This window comes from Prescottella sp. R16 (assembly GCF_030656875.1).
Lineage (GTDB): Bacteria > Actinomycetota > Actinomycetes > Mycobacteriales > Mycobacteriaceae > Prescottella.
Genome location: NZ_CP130943.1, coordinates 1,495,718 through 1,513,371 on the forward strand (window position 1 = coordinate 1,495,718; position 17,654 = coordinate 1,513,371).

A 17,654-nucleotide genomic window follows, 5' to 3' on the forward strand; every position below is an offset into this window, starting at 1 on the left:
CTCACCACTCCCCGAGGTGGGTCATGTGGTCGGCGACCGCGGCGGCGCTCGGTGCATCCATCCGCCCGACGAGCCGGCCGTCCGCGAGGAACAGGACCCGGTCGGCGTGCGCGGCCGCGACGGGATCGTGGGTGACCATGACGATGGTCTGCCCCAGTTCGGTGGTGGTGCGGCGCAACAGGTCCAGAACCTGGCGTCCGGTGCGGGAGTCGAGCGCGCCGGTGGGCTCGTCGGCGAACACCGCGTGCGGACGGGTGATGAGGGCGCGCGCGATCGCGACGCGTTGCTGCTGGCCGCCGGACATCTCGGCCGGGCGACGGTCCCGCTTGTCGGCCAGTCCGACCGCGTCGAGGACGTGGTCGAGATGCGCCCGGTCGGCGGTGCGTCCGGCGAGCAACAGCGGCAGCGTGACGTTCTGTTCGACGGTGAGCGCGGCCATGAGGTTGTACGCCTGGAACACGAAGCCGATGTGGTCGCGACGGAAGATCGTGCGGGCCTTGGGCTTCAGAGCACTGATCTCGGTGTCGCCGAGCCATACCGAGCCGCGGGTGGGCTGATCCAGTCCGGCGGCACAGTGCAGGAACGTGCTCTTACCGGACCCGGACGGCCCCATGACGGCGGTGAAACTGCCCGGGGCGAGGGCCAGGCTGACGGTGTCGAGCGCGGTGACCTGGGTGCGCCCGGAACCGTACGTCTTGCTCACGTCGGCGAGACGGACCGCGGACTGCGGTGGGCTCTGCACGAGCGGCGATGTGGAAGCGAAGGGGGACATGCAGAGAACGCTATGGAGCGGCGGGCCCCCGGAACATCCCGTGCGGTACCCGATCGATGGTGTAGCCGGCTGTACCGACATCGGGTGGCCGGTGCGGCATGCTGGACCGATGACGTGGACCGAACGCCTGAAGGTGAGATGGGGCGCCGTCCGCTTCCTCGCGGTGGAGGCCGTCGCCGCGCTCGTCTCGCTGTGCTTCCTGACGGCGGGCCTGGTGATCGCGGCGACGCTGATCCTGATCGTCGGATGGCTCGCGGTGCCGTCGTATCTGCGGGCGCTGCGCTGGTGGGCGGGCCGGGCGCGGGAGCGCGCCGGGCGATTCACCGGGACCGTGGTGGGAGAGCGCTACCCGCCGATCCCGGACCGGCCGGGCTTCGACGACCTCCGCCGGCTGCTCACCGCACCGTCGACGCGCCGCGACTTCACGTGGGTCGCGGTGCACTCGATCGTGGCGCCGGCCGCGGGTCTGCTGGCGATCGCACTGCCGTTGGCGGCGCTCAACACCCTCGCCATTCCGTTCTATTGGTGGATGCTGCCGGCCGAGGAACCGGTGAGCAGCATCTACCCGGTCACGTCGTGGTGGGGTGCCGCGCCGATGCCGCTGTTCGCCGTCGGCTACGCCGTGCTCGGGTGGTGGCTGATCCCCGTGATGGCCCGCGGCATCTGCGCGCTCGCATCCGGATTGTTGGCGCCGCGGCGGAATACCGAACTGTCCGAACGGGTCACAGCGCTCACCGCGAGCCGGGCCGCGGCCCTGGACGCGCACGCTGCCGAGTTGCGCCGGATCGAACGCGACCTGCACGACGGTGCCCAGAACCGGCTCGTCGCCGTTGTGATGATGCTCGGGCTGGCGGAGCGGTCGCTGCGGGTCGCACCCGATCAGGCTCTGCCGCAACTCCTTCGGGCGCAGGACGCCGCGTCGGACGCGCTGTCGGAGCTGCGCACCCTCGTGCACGACATCTATCCGCCCGTGCTCGACGAACTCGGTCTCGGCGGCGCCGTCTCCGCCCTCGCCGGCCGGAGCGCCGTGCCGTGCGTGCTCGATGTCGACGGTCTGCGACGCGCCCCGGCCGCGGTGGAGGCGGCCGCCTACTTCGTCGTCGCCGAAGCCCTCACCAACGTCGCCAAACACAGCGGCGCCGAGCGCGTGCAGGTGACCATCGCGACCCGCGACGACGAGGGCGGGGCGACGATGGTGATCGACGTGCTCGACGACGGCGTGGGCGGCGCGGTCGAGCGAGCGGGCAGCGGATTGGCGGGTATCCGCCGCCGCGTGGCAGCGTTCGAGGGGACCGTGACCGTGAACAGCCCGCTCGGCGGGCCGACGAGACTCGAGGTGGAACTGCCGTGCGGATTCTGATCGCCGAAGACGACGCGCTGCTGCGGGAGGGACTCGTGCTGCTGCTCGGCAGCGTCGGCATCGAGGTGACCGCCGCCGTCGACGACGCCGACAAGTTCCTCGACGCGTTCGAGGCCGACCCGCCGGACGGCGCGGTGCTCGACGTGCGGATGCCGCCCACGTTCATCAACGAGGGACTGAAGGCGGCGATCGAGGCCCGCCGTCGCAGGCCCGGCTTCCCGGTGCTGGTGCTGTCCGCGTACGTCGAGGACCGGTATGCGGGCGAACTGCTCTCCGGCGGGGCGGGTGGGGTCGGCTACCTGCTCAAGGAACGGGTCGGCAAGGTCGAGGAGTTCGTCGACGCGCTGCGCAGGGTGGTCGACGGCGGCACCGTGATGGATCCCGAGGTGATCTCCCAGTTGATGAGCCGGCGTCGCGCCGACGACCCGATCCGGAGCCTGACGCCCCGCGAATCGGAGGTGCTCGGTCTCATGGCGGAGGGGCTCGGCAACGCCGACATCGCCCGCAAGCTCGTCGTGAGCGACACCGCGGTGAGCAAGCACATCGGCAACATCTTCGCCAAGCTCGGGCTGTCGGCGTCCGACAGCGGGCACCGCCGGGTTCTCGCGGTCCTCGCGCACCTGCGGTCCTGACCCGCGGTCAGACGGTCTCGAGGACCTCGCCCACCTCGCGCAGCGCCCGATGCCGCTGGTCCTCGGCGAGGGTGTGGCCGACGGCGATCGCGAGCGCGACGGGCCAGTCGATCACCTCGAGGACGGCGAGCAGCCCGAGCGCACCGTAGTAGGCCAGCTGGTCGGGGCGGGGGACGCCGACGTCGCCGATCAGTGGCAGCCGGATCGCGAACCGGGAGCCCCGGGTGATCCGTTCGAGTGCCTCGCGGTGCGAGTCCGGTGACGACGCCCGGTCGGCGGTACCGGTGGCGGTGTCGATCGTGGGGGTGTCGGTCATGATTCGCCTCGCCTGTTCGCGTCGTTCACCTGCTGTACACCTGCACCCGCCATCGTGGGTGCCGTGACCGTTTCGTTATCAGCCTTCTCGTCCGTGTCGGTGGTGTCGTCCTTCGCCTCCGCTGTCCGGTCGGCTGCCCCGGACCCGGTGACCGGTGCCGTGACATCGGTGCTGACGCCGCCGTTGCGGCATGCGTACGCGGTGCTGCTGCGCGCCGGGGTGCTGGTCGTCGACTGACGGCCCTGCCACCACCGGATCGCGTGCGGGGCGAGTGCCGCGCCCGTGGTCGCCGCCGCCGCCGACCCGAGCGCCTGCGCCCACCCCACCGGGCCCAGCGGTGTGCAGCCGAGGAACTGGCTCACCCCCGGCGTGCTCACGACGGCCCCCAGCGCCACCAGCGAGCCCAGCGCGGTACCCACCACGAGCGGGCTGCGCGAATCGATCAACGTCTGCCCCAACTGCGCCCCGACGAGCGCCACCAACCCCACCGTCGACGCCCGCCGCGGCCGCCCCGTGAGCGACGCGAGCGCCCACGCCGTGCCCGCGCCCGCCGCCGTCGCGGTGCCCCGGATCACGACGGTCCGCCACAGCGCCCCGGTATCGGGGCCGCGGCCGGCACCCGCCCGATCGCGCCGCGGCGGGCTCACCGCGACCGCGGCCGCGGGCAGCGCGTCCGTCAGCAGGTTCACCAGCAGCAGCTGCCGGGCCCCCAACGGTGCCCGGCCGGTCAGGGCGCTGCCGAGCAGTGCGAACGCGATCTCGCCGGCGTTCCCCCCGAGCAGCACCGACACCGCCGACTGCACTCGCTGCCACAACTGGCGGCCCTCGTCGATCGCGTCGACGATCGCGTCCACCCGCCCGTCCAACAGCAGGAGGTCGGCGGCGCTGCGGGCGGGCTGGTTGCCGCGGGACGCGACCCCGATCCCGATGCTCGCGGCCCGGATCGCGGCCGCATCGTTCGCGCCGTCCCCGACCATCGCGCACACGTGCCCGACCCGTTCGAGCGTCTGCACGATCTGGACCTTCTGCTCGGGGGTCATCCGGGCGAACACCTGTCGGCCGCTCACCGCCTTCTCCTGCGCGTGCTGCGACAGCGACTCCCACTCGGTGCCGCTGACGACGGCGGACGCGTCGACGTCGAGCCCGAGATCACGGGCGATGGCGGCCGCGGTGACCGGATGATCGCCGGTGATCAGCCGCACCGAGATGTCCCGCTCCTCGAGTGCCGGCAGCAGTCCCGCGGCCTCCGGGCGCAGCGTGTCGGACAGACCGAGCAGACCCAACGGTTCGAGCCCCTCGGAGCACAGGGCCGCGAGATCGTCCGGGTCGCCCCCGGGCGGTCCGGACGGGACGGTGCGGCGGGCCACCGCGATCACGCGCGTGCCGGCCTCGGCCAGGGCCCGCACCTCGTCGTGGACGTCCTCGATCGACGTCCGGTCGGCGGCCGTGCACGCAGCCAGCACCACCTCCGGGGCGCCCTTGACGACGAGCTCGGTGCCGGTGAGCGCGGCCGCGTACGGGCGGCCGGCCCGGAACGGGAGCACGAGATCCGGGAGCCGGTCGAGCCGGTCGGCGGCCTCGACCACGGCCCGGTCGGTGGCGTGCGGGGCGGGCCGGCCGTCGGCGGTGACGGAGGTGCGGGCCGCGGCCGCGAGCACACTGTCGGTGTCCCGGCCGCGGGCGGGCCGGACCGCGGTCACCCGCAACCGGTCCTCGCTGAGGGTGCCGGTCTTGTCGAAGCATGCGACGTCGACGCGACCCAGGGCCTCCACCGAGCGCGGCTCTCGGACGAGCGCCGACGAGCGGGTCAGCCGCCGGGCCGCCGCCTGCTGCGCGAGAGTCGCCACGAGCGGCAGGCCTTCGGGGACGGCGGCGACGGCGACCGCGACCCCGCTGGTGACGGCCGATTGCAGACCGCCGCCGCGCAGCAGCGACGTGACGGTGACCAGGACACCGCCCGCGATACTGACCGGCAGCACCTTGCCGGTGAGTTCACGCAGCTGCGCCTGTAGGCCGACGCGGCCGCTCGGGGCGGGCGACAGGGCCGTGGCGCGGCCCGTCTCGGTGGCCGGGCCGACGGCTGTGACCACCGCGGTCGCGGTGCCGGTGAGGACCGTGGTGCCCGCGTACAACATGCAGTCACGTTCGGCCAGAGGAACACCCGGTGTGGCAGCGGTCTGCTTGTCGACCGGGAGCGACTCGCCGGTGAGCGACGATTCGTCGACCTCGACACCGTCGGCGGTGAGCAGACGCCCGTCGGCGGGCACCACCTCCCCGGGCCGTACCTCGATCACGTCGCCGGGGCGCAGGGCACCGGCCGAGACGAGGCCAGGACTCTCGGGGCCCCCGGACGCGCGGACGGTGCGGGCCGGCGGGTCCTGCACCGCGAGCAGCCGGTTCAGGAGCCGTTCGGCGTGCAGACGCTGGGCCGCCGACAGGGCCGCGTTCCCGACGAGGACCGAGCCGACGAGAACCGCGTCGACGGGGGAGCCGAGCACGGCGCTGGCCGCGGATCCGGTGGCGAGGATCGGGGTGAGCGGATCGGACAGTTCGGCGCGCAGCGATCGCCCGAAGTCCCACACGATCTCGGCCGGGCGACGGGCCCGGACGGCCGCCGACCGGAGCCGCGACGGCCCGTCGGCGTCGGCTGCCGGTTCCGGGGTGCCGAGCAGGGCGCGGACCCGGTCCGGCGACATCGCGTGCCAGTCGTGCTGTGGATTCGGCACCGGGGCGGTGGCGCGCAGGACCCCGCGGGCGAGGCCGTAGCCGGTCCACAGCGCACCGCCCGCGCCGGCACTGACCGGGCCGGGACCGCGGCCGTGGGTGCCGGGCAGCATGAGGAGGGAACCGAGAAGGGATGCCCCCGAGGCGATCTCGATGCCGCGTCGGCTCGCGGTTCGGGCGGCGGGCAGCGCGTGCAGCACCCGCCAGGTCGCGGCGAGGTCGGGGACCAGCAGATCCCACCCGGTGTCGTCGGCGGTACCGGCGATCCCGATCGCGAGGTCGGCGCACGCCACGGTGTCGGGGCACCCGGTTGCGAGGACGGCCACGACCCCGCCCTCGGCGCGGAGATCGCGCACGATCGCCGTCAGGTCGGAATCGACTGTGCCGCCGGGCGTCCGGAGGTCGTCGAATGCCGAACGCAACGAGCCGAGTGCCTCGTCGTCGAGCGAGTGGACCGTCACCCCGGCGAGCCGTGCCTGTTCGAGGACCGCGCCGGCGAGCGGATCCCGGACCCGGGAGACCAGCACTGCTGCGTCCGTGCCGTCCGGGACCCCGACACGGGTGGGGAGGAGGTCGAGCGGGCACCAGCCCTCACCGATCGTCCCCGCCTCGACGGCCTCGCGTGCGGCGTCCCACACCTGGGTCCGTAGATCGTCCGGCACTCCACGGATACGGCTGACCCGCAGATCGGCGGTGAGCAGGGCCCGCGGGTCGACGACGAGTGCGGTCACCGCGTCGAGGCGGCGGACCGCGTCGGGGCCCCGGCCGAGTACGCCGTACCGGTCGGCGAGACCCCGCCCGAGGGTCGCGGCGAACGATTCCCGTGCCGCGCGCGCCGCCTTCGGGGCGGTGACCAGCGCGGCCGTCCCGGCGGTGCGGATACTGCCGGTGGCGACGCCCACCGCGGCCGCGGCCCCGGTCTGCGCCCACGCGGTCCGCTCGAGATGCCGCTCCACCGGGCCGGTGCACGGCGGGCGGGGTCCGTCGTCCGGGAAGGCGGGACTGCCCGGGGAGACGGGACTGCGCCGCCACGCCGCCCGGGCGGCGACGATCTCACCGACGAGGGCGGTGCGGAGCAGGGCGTCGACGGCGAGAGGCAGCGGGGCCTGCGTGAACGCGTTCCCGGTCGCGGTCGCGACCGACAGCAGCACGTCGGCGCGGCGCCCGCCGACCGCGGACGCGAGCAGACCGCGCAGCCGCGGCTGATAGTCGACGACCGTCGCCGGTACGGTCACCTCCAGCGGCAGTCGCGGCGCGCGCACGACCCGTCCGGCCAGCGCAACCGTCAGCCCCGACGTGTGCACCGCGAGTTCGCTCACCCGCGCGGCCAGCGCGGCATCCGACCAGGCAGGTGGTGTCGCCGGGGGCGCCGGCGTTTCCGGGCGGGGCGGGGCGGCGACGGAGGGGGAGATGGCAGCGGGGGAGGTGACAGCCGTCCACGCCCCGGTCAGCACTCCCGCGGACGCGGCGACGCTCACCGTCGCTGTCGTGACGGCAGCGTGCACGGCTCGCTGCGGCAGGACCCGCACCCGCCCCAGAATCGTCGTCACCCCCGGAATCGTCACCGAGTGGTACGCCCCTGTGGACGGGATGCGGTGGTCTTCTTCGCCGGACTCTTCTTCTCGGTCCGCTTCGACACGGCCTTCTTCGACACGGCCTTCTTCGGCGCGGTTTTCTTCGGCGAGACCTTCGCCGCAGTGGATTTCGGGGACGTGCCGCGTTCGTGGAGTTGCCTCAGCACGAGCGCGGCACCCCCGACGGTCAGGACCACCGGCCATTCGACGACGCCGATCGCACCGGCGGCGGCCATCGTCGCGATGGCGGCGGGGGTGGAGTGACTGCCCTGCTCGAGACCCCGGCGGGTGCCCTCGGCGACCCCGCTCACGGCGCCGCGTACACCGCCGACGAGGCTGCCTACGGCGGCACCGCCGAGCGCCCCGATCGACGACGTGGTGACCTCGGCGATACCCGTCACGGCACGGACTGCGCCGTCGGAGAACGACGTTCGGCCACCGGAACGGTGACCGTCGTGCGCGGTACCTGCTGTCTGTGCCATCGAACCACCCGTCCGGTCGGTGTGTGGGATCGAGCGTCACGCGTAGGCCGAGTCTAGTCCCGGCGGCCCGATATCTGAACCGGTTCTCGTGGCAGCTGGGTGAATTGTCTTGTCTTTCAAGATCTGTGTAGCCTCGTGCCGTGGGTAGGCAGCGCAGTGGCCGCAGGAACGAGCGTCACGATTCCCGAGGGGGCGGGGGTCCGGTCGCCGGCACCTACGTCATCGACACCGGGACGTGCGAGCTCGAGGAGGATCCGTTCGATCCGCAGAGTTGGATCGTGCGGATCAACGGAGAACCCAGTTCGCACATCGATCTGGCCGATCCACAGACCCTCGCGTTCGACTACATGCGGTGGATCGCGGAACTGACCCGGTCCCAGTGGGATTCGTCGGAACCGCTGCGTGTCCTGCATCTCGGTGGCGGCGCCTGCACACTCGCCCGCGCCTTCGCGTCGATCTACCCGCAGGCGCGGCAGGTGGTCGTCGAACTGGACGGGCGTCTGGCCGTGCTGGTGCGCGAGTGGTTCGACCTGCCGCGGGCGCCGCTGCTGCGGGTGCGGGTGGGGGAGGCGCGGGCGGTCACCGAGACCCTCACCGCCGACAGCCGCGATCTGATCGTGCGGGACGTCTTCGCCGGGCGCACGACGCCCCGGGCGTTGACGACCCTCGAGTTCACCCGGCACGCCCGCCGCGTCCTCGCCCCGGGCGGTATCTACGCCGTCAACTGTGGGGACGCACGGGATCTACGGCGGGCCCGGGCGGAGGCCGCCACGATCGGTGCGGTGTTCGAGCACACCGCGATCATCGCCGATCCCTCGATGCTCAAGGGCCGACGCGAGGGCAACGTGATCATTGCCGGTAGCGACGTGCCGATCGGACGGTCACCGGCGCTGGCGAGCCGGGTCCTCGTCGGTGGAACGCAGGCACACGTGTGGCACGACGAGCAGGTGCACCGGTTCGCCGAGTCTGCGAAGGTGCTCCACGACCTCGGCGGCTAGTTCTTCTCGGCGCTGCCTGCCGGAAGGTTTCGCGCCGCCCGGATCCCCACCCAGGCCCCGGCTCCGGTGAACCCGCCCAGGCACGCCACACCGGTGACGGTGACGGCGGTCAGGGCGGCCTCCGGCATCGGGATCAGCGCGGCGAGACCGGCGAGGATCATGAGCCAGCCGCCGGTCTCCGTCAGCGGACGCCCGGCCCGGTGCGCGACCGTCCACGCCTCGTCGCCGGCCATCGTGGTGGCGGTGCGGATGCCGACGTAGTGGTTGCGGCGCAGACGGCCGCTTCCGGCCGAGCGCGCAGTCCACACGACGAGCGCCCCGCCGATGGTGAACGTCAGGCACAGGACAATCCGCAGGCCGATCGACTCCATGTGGCCACGGTAGAGGACCTGCGCGCGAGTCGGGCGATACGGGCGATCGTCGGTGCGTCGGGAGAGGTCAGGCTCCGGCCGGGAGATTGCCGAAGTCGGGGGCCCGCCCCTCCGCGAACGCGGTGAGTGCCTCGGTGTTCGCCGGTCCGCCGAGCAGATCGGCGAAGCAGGCGTTCTCCCGGGTGCGGGCGTCGGCGATCGCGGCCCGCAGCGGTGCGGTCATCGTCTCCTTCACTGCGGTCAGGCTCGAAACAGGTTTGGCGGCAAGGAGTTCGGCGTGCTCCCGGGCTGTGTCGAGGAGTTCGTCGGGTGGGCACACCTTCCATGCCAGGCCCATCTCCTTCGCCTGCTGCGCGTCGATCCATTCCGAGCTCATCAGCATCCAGGCCGCGTTCTGGTGCCCGATCAGGCGGGGCAGCAGAAAGCTCGACCCCGCCTCGGGGGCCACTCCGAGATCGGTGAACGGGCACTTGAGCCGGGCTTCGCTCGACATGAACGTCAGATCGGAAAATCCGAGCAGGGTCACGCCGGCGCCGAGGCCGATGCCGTTGACCGCGCAGATCAGCGGTTTGGGGAGGTCGGCGAACGCGTCGATCATCCCGGTGAACCCGTGTGCGGCCCGGGGCGGATTCGGATCGGTGGTCAGGGCCCGCATCTCGCGCAGGTCGGTGCCGGCACTGAACGCGCGCCCGGCGCCGGTGAGCAGCACGACCGCCACCGAGGGGTCGGCGGCGGCGTCGCGCACGGCCTCGGTGGTGGCGTCGTAGAGCGCAGTGTCGAAGGCGTTGAGGGCCTCGGGGCGGTCGAGGGTCAGGGTGCGGACGCGGGCGCGGTCCTCGATGCGAATGCTCATACCGGAACCGTAGAGCGCGCGACGGTTCCGCGTCGGACATTGCGGACCACAGTTTGCCGAAAAAGTGATATCAATTTAATATCTGTTTCATGCGGTCCGGAAGGGTCCGTACAGACGAGGAGGGACGTCATGACCACAACGACAGCCGCACCCGAGCGTGGATCCGCCGGAGCGACGGGGGTCGAGGAGAGGATCGGCTGGTCCGTCAACGGCTGGCCCGTCGCGATCGGCTCCCTGATCGGTGTCCTCGCCGGAGCCGGCCTCGTCGCGCTCGCGATTCTCGTTCTCTCCGTGAACGTTCCACTGATCGTTGTCGGAGTTCTCGTCGCCGTCGTGTCACTGATCGCACTGGCCGGGCTGGTCCTCGTCGAGCCGGGGCAGGCGCGGGTGCTGCAGTTGCTGCAGGGCTCGTACACCGGCACCCTGCGCCAGGACGGGCTGCGCTGGATCAACCCGCTCAACACGCGGGAGGCGATCTCCACCCGGATCCGCAACCACGACACCGGCAAGGCGAAAGTCAACGACGCCGACGGCAATCCCATCGAGATCTCCGCGATCGTCGTGTGGCAGGTGCGCGACACCGCGCGGGCCACGTTCGACGTCGACGATTTCGAGGAGTTCGTGGCGGTGCAGACCGAGTCGGCGGTGCGGCACATCGCGAGCAGCTACCCGTACGATGCCGACGCGGCGTCGATCTCGTTGCGGCAGAACGCCGACGAGATCACCTCGAAGCTGTCCGAGGAGGTGGCCGAGCGGGTGCGGTCGGCAGGTGTCGAGGTGATCGAATCCCGCATCAACCAGCTCGCGTACGCGCCGGAGATCGCGCAGGCGATGCTGCGTCGCCAGCAGGCCGGCGCGGTGATCGCGGCCCGCGAGCAGATCGTGCACGGCGCCGTCGGCATGGTGGCCACCGCGCTCGAGCGGCTCGAGCAGGAGCACACCGTCGCACTCGACGAGGAACGCAAGGCGGCGATGGTGTCGAATCTGCTGGTGGTCCTGTGTGGCGACCAGAGTGCGCAGCCGATCGTCAACACCGGAACGCTGTACCAGTAGGCTGCGCCGACATGGTCGAACGCAAGAAGGTGCTGTTGCGCCTCGATCCCGCGGTGCACGACGCGCTCGCGCGGTGGGCCGCAACGGAATTGCGCAGCACCAATGCGCAGATCGAGTTCGTGCTGCGTCGGGCCCTCGCGGAGGCGGGCCGGCTCCCGAAGGATGCCGCCGAGATGCGGCGGCCGGGCCGCCCCCGCAAGGACGAGTCGACCGACGGCAGCTAGACGCGGGCGAAGCGGGCCGGTTCGTTGCCGGGCACCTCGGCGACCTGGCCGCGTGCGACCAGGTGCCGCAGGTGCGCGGCGGCCTCGGACAGGGCCATCCCCTTCGCCATCGGATGGAACTTGTCCCACGGGCGGTACCACTGCATGCGGGACGCCACCTCCCACACGGTGATCTCGTCGTCGCCGAACGCCTCGATCAGATGGTCGAGGCGTTCCTCGTGGTGGTCGACGAGTTCACCGGCGCGGCCCGCGACGTCGACGATGGGCATGCCGTGGGCGCCGAGCCCTCGGGTGACGTCCATCTTCTGCACGCGCCGCAGCGAGTCGAGGAATTCGGCGAGGGCGTCCCGCTCCTCGAGCGGGTAGGCGAAGTTCCCGACGTGCGGGGTGGTCTTCTGCAGCACGTGGTCGCCGGTGAACATGACGTTCGCGTCTTCGAGGTAGAAGCACACGTGGCCGGGGGTGTGGCCGGGCGTGTACACCGCGCGCAGGTTGCGTCCGGTGAGTGCGATGAGCTCGTCGTCGACGAGGATCCGGTCGGGCGCCGATTCCGGGCCGACGGGGGAGTCGGTTCCGGACGCCTGCTCGAACGCCTCCCGGTCGGCGAGCGGGGCGCCGGCGCGGGCGAGGTTCTCGAGCTGGTAGGCCATCCACTCCGGACCGCGGCTCGACGACATCTTCTCGAACATGTCGTGATCGGCCTCGTGCATCGCGATCCAGGCGCCGGACGCTTCCCGCACCCGCCCGCACAGGCCGGTGTGGTCGGGATGGAAGTGGGTGACGACGACACCCTCGACGTCGGTGATCGACCGGCCGACGGATGCGAGGCCCGCGGTCAGCCCCTCCCAGCCCTCGTCGCCGTCCCAGCCGGCGTCGACGAGCACGAGGCCGCCCGGAGACTCCATCGCGTACACGAGCGTGCTGCCCAAAGGGTTGTGGGACATGGGGACGGTGATCTGCACGATGCCGTCACCGATCTCGGAAGCAAAACTCATGGTGCGCAACCTCTCCAGGACAAACCACTGACGAGAACTCGTTCTATTGTCGAATTCATGGTTACCCCGCGCCGCACGGTGGCGGGCGGGGTGGTCCCACTGGGCAAGAAAAATCAGGCCACGAGGTCGGCGTATTCGGGGTGCGTCTCGATGTACTTCGCGATGTACGAGCACGACGGCACCACGGTGAAGCCCTGCTCACGGGTGGTGTCGAGGGCGGCCTTCACGATCTGCCCGGCCAGTCCCTGCCCGCGGAACTCGGGTTCGGTGACGGTGTGCCCGAAGTCGCGGACCGTGCCGGTCTCGACGTAGTCGGCGTAGCCGGCGAGGGCGTCGTCGACGTAGATCTCGAAGCGGTTCTGCGCGGTGTTGTGTTCGATCCGGTTCGCCACGATGGGGTTCCTTTCGTCGGTCCTTACGATCGCACGTTACCGCTCCGGCGGGCCGTGACCCGTTCGGCCGTGCGAGCACCGACCGCGACGACGACCCCGGCCCCGGCAACGACGACCGTGGCCGTGCGCAGCGTCCCGAGCAGTGCATCGACGTACGTGGACGCGATCACAGGTTCGACGTCCGACGGCAGCAGGCCCGCGAGATAACGGTCCCGGACGATCCACACCGTGAGCGCGAGCAGACCGGCTCCCGCGACGACGGCGATCCCGGCCCGGGAGAGGGTGCGCAGCCGACGCCCGGGAGGGGCTACGACGATCGCCGCGGCGGCGGCCGCGAATCCCAGCCACGGCAGCACCGTCGCCGCGAGGTCGATCCCGTTGGCGGCTCGCCGTGCCGTCGCGAGTTCGGGGGACTCGAACAGCACGAGGCGGGCGTCGACGTCGGGGGCCCGGTCGATCAGCGGTACCCCACGTTCCGTCAGGGCGGTGCGGGCGGCGTCGACGATGGGTCCCAGTTCGATCGCGACGGTGCCGGTGTCGTCGATCCGGACGGCGTCCACCCCGTGATCACCGGTCACGACGGCGACCGCCACGGCGTGCGCCCGCCGGTTCGCCTGCGCCCACAACGACGCGAACCGGTCCGAGCGCACGAACGCCCCGACCCCCTCGGTCACGGCGCGCGTCGTCGGCCCGGTGAGAGCACCGAATTCCGTGCGGGAGAGGATGTCGTCGCTGATCCGGGTGGTGAGCGCGTCCTGGACCGCCGGATCCTGCGCGACCGGTGCGACCGCCGCAACGTAGTGATCGGTGTCGGTGAGCAGACGATTCACCGACACGGCGGCGATCGACACCCCGGACAGCAGCACGGTCAGGACGAGCAATACGACGGCCGTGATCGTCCGGGCCCGGTGCGGCCGGACGTCGGAGACGTCAGATGCGGGTGTCACGACCGGGTTTCCAGGTGGCGACCGCCCAGATCACGACCGCGTTGAGCAGCACGATCGGGATCGCCCACAGGGGATGCTCCGGCAGGGACACCGCGTTGACGACCAGCGAGATCGCACACAGCACGATCGCCGAGATCCGCGCCCACCGGGCCCCGGTGAACAGGACGGCCCCGACGACGGCGACGAGCCCCCCGAGTACGAGATGGGTGCCGCGCCAGTCCGGGGTCGTGACGCCCTGCAGAACCTCGAGGACACCGACGACGATCAGCAGGACCGCGCCGCCGAGCGCCGTCCCCTTCGCCACCGCCTGCTCGATCACCTTGTCGACGGACATGTCTCGTCCTTCCTCACCCGGTGGCCGGATGCTCCGGCAGTGCGATGACCCGTAGCGCGCCGCGCAGCGACTCGCGGGCCCGCGCCCACGCCAGGGCCTCGTGTGCGCAGGCCGCGGCCTCCACGTCGTCGCCGTCGTCGTCGGCGTCGTCGGCGAACCGGTGCCAGACGAGTTCCTGTTCCTGCGCGATCTGCAGGTAGTCGAGGACCGCGTCGCGGTCGAACTCGCACACCGCAGCGACCTCGACCGGATCGAGCGCATCCGTGCCGTCCGCGTCGAGGTGCAGCAGGGTCAGCAGCGGCCTCGGCAGATCGTCGTCGGCGACGAGACGGCCGCCGGGATCGCCGAGATCGGTGGCCGGTCCGTCGACGTACCGGATGCCGCCGAACCGGTCGGCGAAGTCGGCGTCGACCGTGGGGGCGAGGGACCGCAACTGATCGAGGGCGTCGACGAGATGCCGGGGCACGAACGGGCTGCCGAAGAGGTCGATCGACGCGCTGAGCCGGTCCTCGTCGAGCGTGAACCGCAGCCCCGGCCACTGTTTCGTGAGATCGCACGCGTTCTCGGCGGCCCGGGTGCGGCCGACGATCCCCAGCAGCAGCGGCATCCACAGCCGCACCAGCGGCTTGTCGGGGTGGACGATGACGAACACGCGCTGCTCGCCGAGTCGCAGCGCCACGTCACCGTCCTGGTCACGGTCCGGGGGGTGGCCGATCACCTGTGCGACGGTGCGTGCCACCAGGTTCCGTAGTTCGTGTGCATCGACGGACTCGAACGCGGCACGCTCGTCCAGCGCCGGCTCCGGCCCGGATTCCGGCGCCGGATCGACCAGCACGGCCCCCTCGAGGGTGCCGGTGATCTCGGGGCGCAGGAACACCGGATGCGGCACACTCCAGATCTCCCGGAGCGTGGCAACGGTCATGGCCGCGGTCCGGCCGGCGTCCCGCTGCCCGAGGTCGACGAAGAACGCGGGGGAGCCGCCGTCGGGATCTCCGTCGGGCCGGCGCGTCGGCCGATCCCATCCGAGATCGCACAACCGGGACTCGGCGGCATCGTCGAGTGTGTACTGGTGTGCCAGATACGGATTGGAGGACACCTCGGCCCGCACCTGGTCGCCGTCCCACAGCAGGAACTGGATCCACGGGGCGAACCCGTCCACCGTGGACTCCTCGGCCCACTCCAGGGTCAGTGTGTCGTCCGTGCTCATCTGCCCCAGATGGTCGGCCAGCCGGTCCCGGAAGGTGCCCCACGCACGATCGACGGACGCATCGAACTCTGTGGTCTCGAACATCATTCCCCTCCTCGTCCCGACGTCGCGATCAACGTAACCCGGCGGTCCGACAAGTGCCGTGACGCCGGGCCGGTGCACCACCGCTCAGTCCGTGAGCAGCCCGGCCGCTCCTGCCGGCATGTCGGTGCCGGGTCTGCGACGGAACAGTTCGGCGGGCCGGCCGGACCCGCCGCTCGACATGCGGCCCGTGGCGTCGAGTGCGTCGATGACCAGGCGGCGGAACGAGTCCTTGGGCAGCGGGCGGCCGAAGACGGTCTCGTACAGCCGACGCAGTGCGAACACCGTGAACTCGTCGGGCAACAGGCGGGACGGGTCGACCCGGCTCCGGTAGCGGTCGCGCAGGTCGTCGACCGCGTTCGCGACCATCGCGGCGTGGTCGAACGCGAGACGTTCGGTCACGGTGCGGCCGTCGATCGGGATCAGCCGGGTGGCAGCCGGGTCGTCGGTGGGCAGGGCGTGGAGGGGGAGGGCTGCGCCGTGCGCCATCGACAGCACCCAGCCGCGGTCGTCGCGGTCGGGGGCGTCGAACATCGCGAGCTGGTGGAACGCGGTGCCGTCGAGTCCGGCCTCGGTGGCCAGGGCGCGGGTGGCGGCGTCGGCGAGGCGTTCGCCGGGGCGCAGGAAGGAGCCGGGGAGGGCGGGGGTGCCGTCGGGTCGGGGGACGGTGAGCACGTGCAGGCGGCCCGCGGCGACGGTGAGTACCGCGACGTCGACGGCCACCGACGGGCGCGGGTAGTCGGTGAGGGCCTTGCCGTGGTCGTCGCGCCATTGCGGGGAGGCTGGTTGTCGGGTCACCGTTGCAGATTAGCGCAATGGTGATCTAATATTTGGCGCGAAACTGATCCAATAGGGGGAATGCGATGAACGACGAACGACTCGACCGCGCCGCCGGCGTACTGCTCGCCACCGCGGCCGGCGACGCACTCGGCGCCGGCTACGAATTCACGATGCCCACGGCCGACACCGTCATCGACATGATCGGCGGAGGCCTCGGCGGGTTCGCGCCCGGCGAGTGGACCGACGACACCGCGATGGCCGTCGCGATCGCCGAGGTCGCCGCGACGGGCGCCGACATCTCCGGCGGCCCCGGACTCGACGCCGTCGCCGCACAGTTCGTCCGCTGGTACGACTCCGATCCGGCCGACATCGGCAACCAGACGTCGGCAGTACTGTCCGCGCGGCCCGCGTCGGCCACCGAGATGCAGCGGGTCGCCGCCGCGATCCCGGGACGCACCGGCGGCAACGGATCGCTCATGCGGACCGCGCCCGTCGCGCTGGCCTACCTCCACGACGCCGCCGGCTGTGTGCAGGCCGCGCGGGCGATCGGCCTGCTCACCCACCACGACGAGCGGGCCGTCGAGGCGTGCGAGATGTGGACCTTCGCGATCCGGCACGCCGTCCTGCACGGCACGTTCGACGGGGTCCGCGCCTATCTGGCCGAGGCGGCCCCCGACACGTTCGCGTACTGGACACCGCTGCTCGACCTCGCCGAAACCGGTGCGCCGTCCGACTTCCCGAACAACGGCTGGGTCGTCGACGCCCTGCTCACCGCGTGGTGGGCGATCACCGGTACCCCGGAGGGACCCGGGCACCTGCCCGCGGCACTCGAACGCGCTGTCCGCGCCGGACGCGACACCGACACCACCGCGGCCATCGCCGGGGGACTGCTCGGGGCCCGTTGGGGGGCGTCCGCGGTGCCGGAACGCTGGCGGGGGATGCTCCACGGCTGGCCGGGCCACCGCGGCGACGACCTCGTCCGGATCGGTCTCGAGATCGTGTCGCACACCGCCGTGACCACTGCACAGAACGGAGAACAGGAATGACCGTCGTCCACGTCGCCGAAGGCGACATCACCACGTTGCGGGTCGATGCGATCGTCAACGCCGCCAACTCGACTCTGCTCGGCGGCGGCGGAGTGGACGGCGCCGTCCACCGGCGCGGCGGACCGGCGATCCTCGCCGAATGCCGCACACTGCGTGCGACGACGCTGCCCGACGGGCTCGCCGAGGGGGCCGCGGTCGCCACCACCGCGGGCAACCTGCCGGCGTCGTGGGTGATCCACACCGTCGGCCCACGGTTCTCCCCCGACGAGGACCGGTCCGCCGTGCTGCGTTCCTGTTACACCCGCAGTCTCGCGGTCGCGGACGGACTCGGCGCGCGGACCGTGGCGTTCCCGCTGATCTCGGCCGGCGCCTTCGGGTGGCCCACGGAAGACGCGGTGAAGCAGGCGGTTTCGGCGATCGAGGCGTCGCGGACCGCGGTCGACGTGGTCACCCTGGTCGCGTTCGGCCCGCACGTCGCGCAGTTGATGCGCCGTGCAGTGGGATGAGCGGCGC

The 17,654-nt window shown here is 71.9% G+C and carries 19 protein-coding genes and 1 pseudogene; 8 read left to right on the forward strand and 12 right to left on the reverse strand.

Going from position 1 to position 17,654, the window contains the following annotated elements; genetic code table 11:
• Position 1: 1 nt before the first annotated feature.
• A complete protein-coding gene (locus Q5696_RS07075; protein WP_305094487.1) occupies positions 2 to 772 on the reverse strand; it encodes an ABC transporter ATP-binding protein in 771 nt (256 codons plus the stop codon).
• A gap of 109 nt (positions 773 to 881) precedes the next feature.
• On the opposite strand from Q5696_RS07075, the gene Q5696_RS07080 reads away from it, so the two are divergent.
• Together Q5696_RS07080 and Q5696_RS07085 are read left to right on the forward strand one after the other, a co-directional pair.
• Entirely contained in the window at positions 882 to 2,132 is a 1,251-nt protein-coding gene (locus Q5696_RS07080; protein WP_305094488.1) for a sensor histidine kinase, read from the forward strand.
• Positions 2,120 to 2,764 (forward strand): response regulator, encoded by a 645-nt coding sequence (locus Q5696_RS07085; RefSeq protein ID WP_305094489.1) that lies wholly within the window; start codon positions 2,120 to 2,122, stop codon positions 2,762 to 2,764. Before Q5696_RS07080 ends, Q5696_RS07085 begins: the two co-directional genes overlap by 13 nt.
• 7 nt (positions 2,765 to 2,771) lie before the next feature.
• Here Q5696_RS07085 and Q5696_RS07090 read toward each other — a convergent pair whose 3' ends face one another.
• Positions 2,772 to 3,080 (reverse strand): hypothetical protein, encoded by a 309-nt coding sequence (locus Q5696_RS07090; RefSeq protein WP_305094490.1) that lies wholly within the window; start codon positions 3,078 to 3,080, stop codon positions 2,772 to 2,774.
• Between the two features lie 168 nt (positions 3,081 to 3,248).
• Between Q5696_RS07090 and Q5696_RS21435 the strand changes: the two genes are divergently transcribed.
• On the forward strand, positions 3,249 to 3,317 hold the full coding sequence (locus Q5696_RS21435) for an Rv1535 domain-containing protein (protein WP_370654908.1): 69 nt from the start codon (positions 3,249 to 3,251) through the stop codon (positions 3,315 to 3,317).
• Between the two features lie 110 nt (positions 3,318 to 3,427).
• On the opposite strand, the pseudogene Q5696_RS21440 reads toward Q5696_RS21435, so the two are convergent.
• Both Q5696_RS21440 and Q5696_RS07100 read right to left on the reverse strand, forming a co-directional pair.
• Positions 3,428 to 5,917 (reverse strand): annotated as a pseudogene (locus Q5696_RS21440) (HAD-IC family P-type ATPase); the annotation flags it as partial.
• Between the two features lie 1,448 nt (positions 5,918 to 7,365).
• A complete protein-coding gene (locus Q5696_RS07100; RefSeq protein ID WP_305094492.1) occupies positions 7,366 to 7,860 on the reverse strand; it encodes a hypothetical protein in 495 nt (164 codons plus the stop codon).
• A 140-nt stretch (positions 7,861 to 8,000) separates the two neighbouring features.
• Between Q5696_RS07100 and Q5696_RS07105 the strand changes: the two genes are divergently transcribed.
• Positions 8,001 to 8,858 (forward strand): spermidine synthase, encoded by an 858-nt coding sequence (locus Q5696_RS07105; RefSeq protein WP_305094493.1) that lies wholly within the window; start codon positions 8,001 to 8,003, stop codon positions 8,856 to 8,858.
• On the opposite strand, the gene Q5696_RS07110 is transcribed toward Q5696_RS07105, so the two are convergent.
• Positions 8,855 to 9,229 carry an SdpI family protein gene (locus Q5696_RS07110; protein ID WP_305094494.1) on the reverse strand — a complete coding sequence of 125 codons (375 nt, stop codon included), beginning with the start codon at positions 9,227 to 9,229 and terminating at the stop codon, positions 8,855 to 8,857. The two genes, Q5696_RS07105 and Q5696_RS07110, sit on opposite strands and share 4 nt — an antisense overlap.
• 67 nt (positions 9,230 to 9,296) lie before the next feature.
• On the reverse strand, positions 9,297 to 10,082 hold the full coding sequence (locus Q5696_RS07115) for an enoyl-CoA hydratase/isomerase family protein (RefSeq protein ID WP_305094495.1): 786 nt from the start codon (positions 10,080 to 10,082) through the stop codon (positions 9,297 to 9,299).
• Between the two features lie 129 nt (positions 10,083 to 10,211).
• On the opposite strand from Q5696_RS07115, the gene Q5696_RS07120 reads away from it, so the two are divergent.
• A complete protein-coding gene (locus tag Q5696_RS07120; RefSeq protein ID WP_305094496.1) occupies positions 10,212 to 11,135 on the forward strand; it encodes an SPFH domain-containing protein in 924 nt (307 codons plus the stop codon).
• An 11-nt stretch (positions 11,136 to 11,146) separates the two neighbouring features.
• The gene (locus Q5696_RS07125; RefSeq protein WP_305094497.1) at positions 11,147 to 11,359 is read left to right on the forward strand and encodes a type II toxin-antitoxin system antitoxin; all 213 of its coding nucleotides are present in this window, start codon (positions 11,147 to 11,149) and stop codon (positions 11,357 to 11,359) included.
• Here Q5696_RS07125 and Q5696_RS07130 read toward each other — a convergent pair.
• The 6 genes from Q5696_RS07130 to Q5696_RS07155 form a co-directional block, all read right to left on the reverse strand.
• Entirely contained in the window at positions 11,356 to 12,354 is a 999-nt protein-coding gene (locus Q5696_RS07130; RefSeq protein ID WP_305094498.1) for an MBL fold metallo-hydrolase, read from the reverse strand. The genes Q5696_RS07125 and Q5696_RS07130 overlap by 4 nt on opposite strands.
• Positions 12,355 to 12,467: 113 nt before the next feature.
• Complete coding sequence (locus Q5696_RS07135) at positions 12,468 to 12,746, reverse strand: GNAT family N-acetyltransferase (protein ID WP_305094499.1); 279 nt, start codon at positions 12,744 to 12,746, stop codon at positions 12,468 to 12,470.
• A gap of 23 nt (positions 12,747 to 12,769) precedes the next feature.
• A complete protein-coding gene (locus Q5696_RS07140; RefSeq protein WP_305094500.1) occupies positions 12,770 to 13,693 on the reverse strand; it encodes a hypothetical protein in 924 nt (307 codons plus the stop codon).
• Positions 13,677 to 14,027: a DUF7144 family membrane protein gene (locus Q5696_RS07145; protein WP_305094501.1), complete on the reverse strand. Its 351-nt coding sequence runs from the start codon at positions 14,025 to 14,027 to the stop codon at positions 13,677 to 13,679. Before Q5696_RS07145 ends, Q5696_RS07140 begins: the two co-directional genes overlap by 17 nt.
• A gap of 13 nt (positions 14,028 to 14,040) precedes the next feature.
• Positions 14,041 to 15,318 carry a T3SS (YopN, CesT) and YbjN peptide-binding chaperone 1 gene (locus tag Q5696_RS07150; RefSeq protein ID WP_305094502.1) on the reverse strand — a complete coding sequence of 426 codons (1,278 nt, stop codon included), beginning with the start codon at positions 15,316 to 15,318 and terminating at the stop codon, positions 14,041 to 14,043.
• Positions 15,319 to 15,402: 84 nt separating this feature from the next.
• The gene (locus Q5696_RS07155) at positions 15,403 to 16,113 is read right to left on the reverse strand and encodes an NUDIX hydrolase (protein WP_305094503.1); all 711 of its coding nucleotides are present in this window, start codon (positions 16,111 to 16,113) and stop codon (positions 15,403 to 15,405) included.
• Between the two features lie 65 nt (positions 16,114 to 16,178).
• Between Q5696_RS07155 and Q5696_RS07160 the strand changes: the two genes are divergently transcribed.
• Positions 16,179 to 17,141, forward strand: a complete 963-nt coding sequence (locus Q5696_RS07160; RefSeq protein ID WP_305094504.1) for an ADP-ribosylglycohydrolase family protein — start codon at positions 16,179 to 16,181, stop codon at positions 17,139 to 17,141.
• A complete protein-coding gene (locus Q5696_RS07165) occupies positions 17,138 to 17,647 on the forward strand; it encodes an O-acetyl-ADP-ribose deacetylase (RefSeq protein WP_305094505.1) in 510 nt (169 codons plus the stop codon). Before Q5696_RS07160 ends, Q5696_RS07165 begins: the two co-directional genes overlap by 4 nt.
• The last annotated feature ends 7 nt before the right edge of the window (positions 17,648 to 17,654 follow it).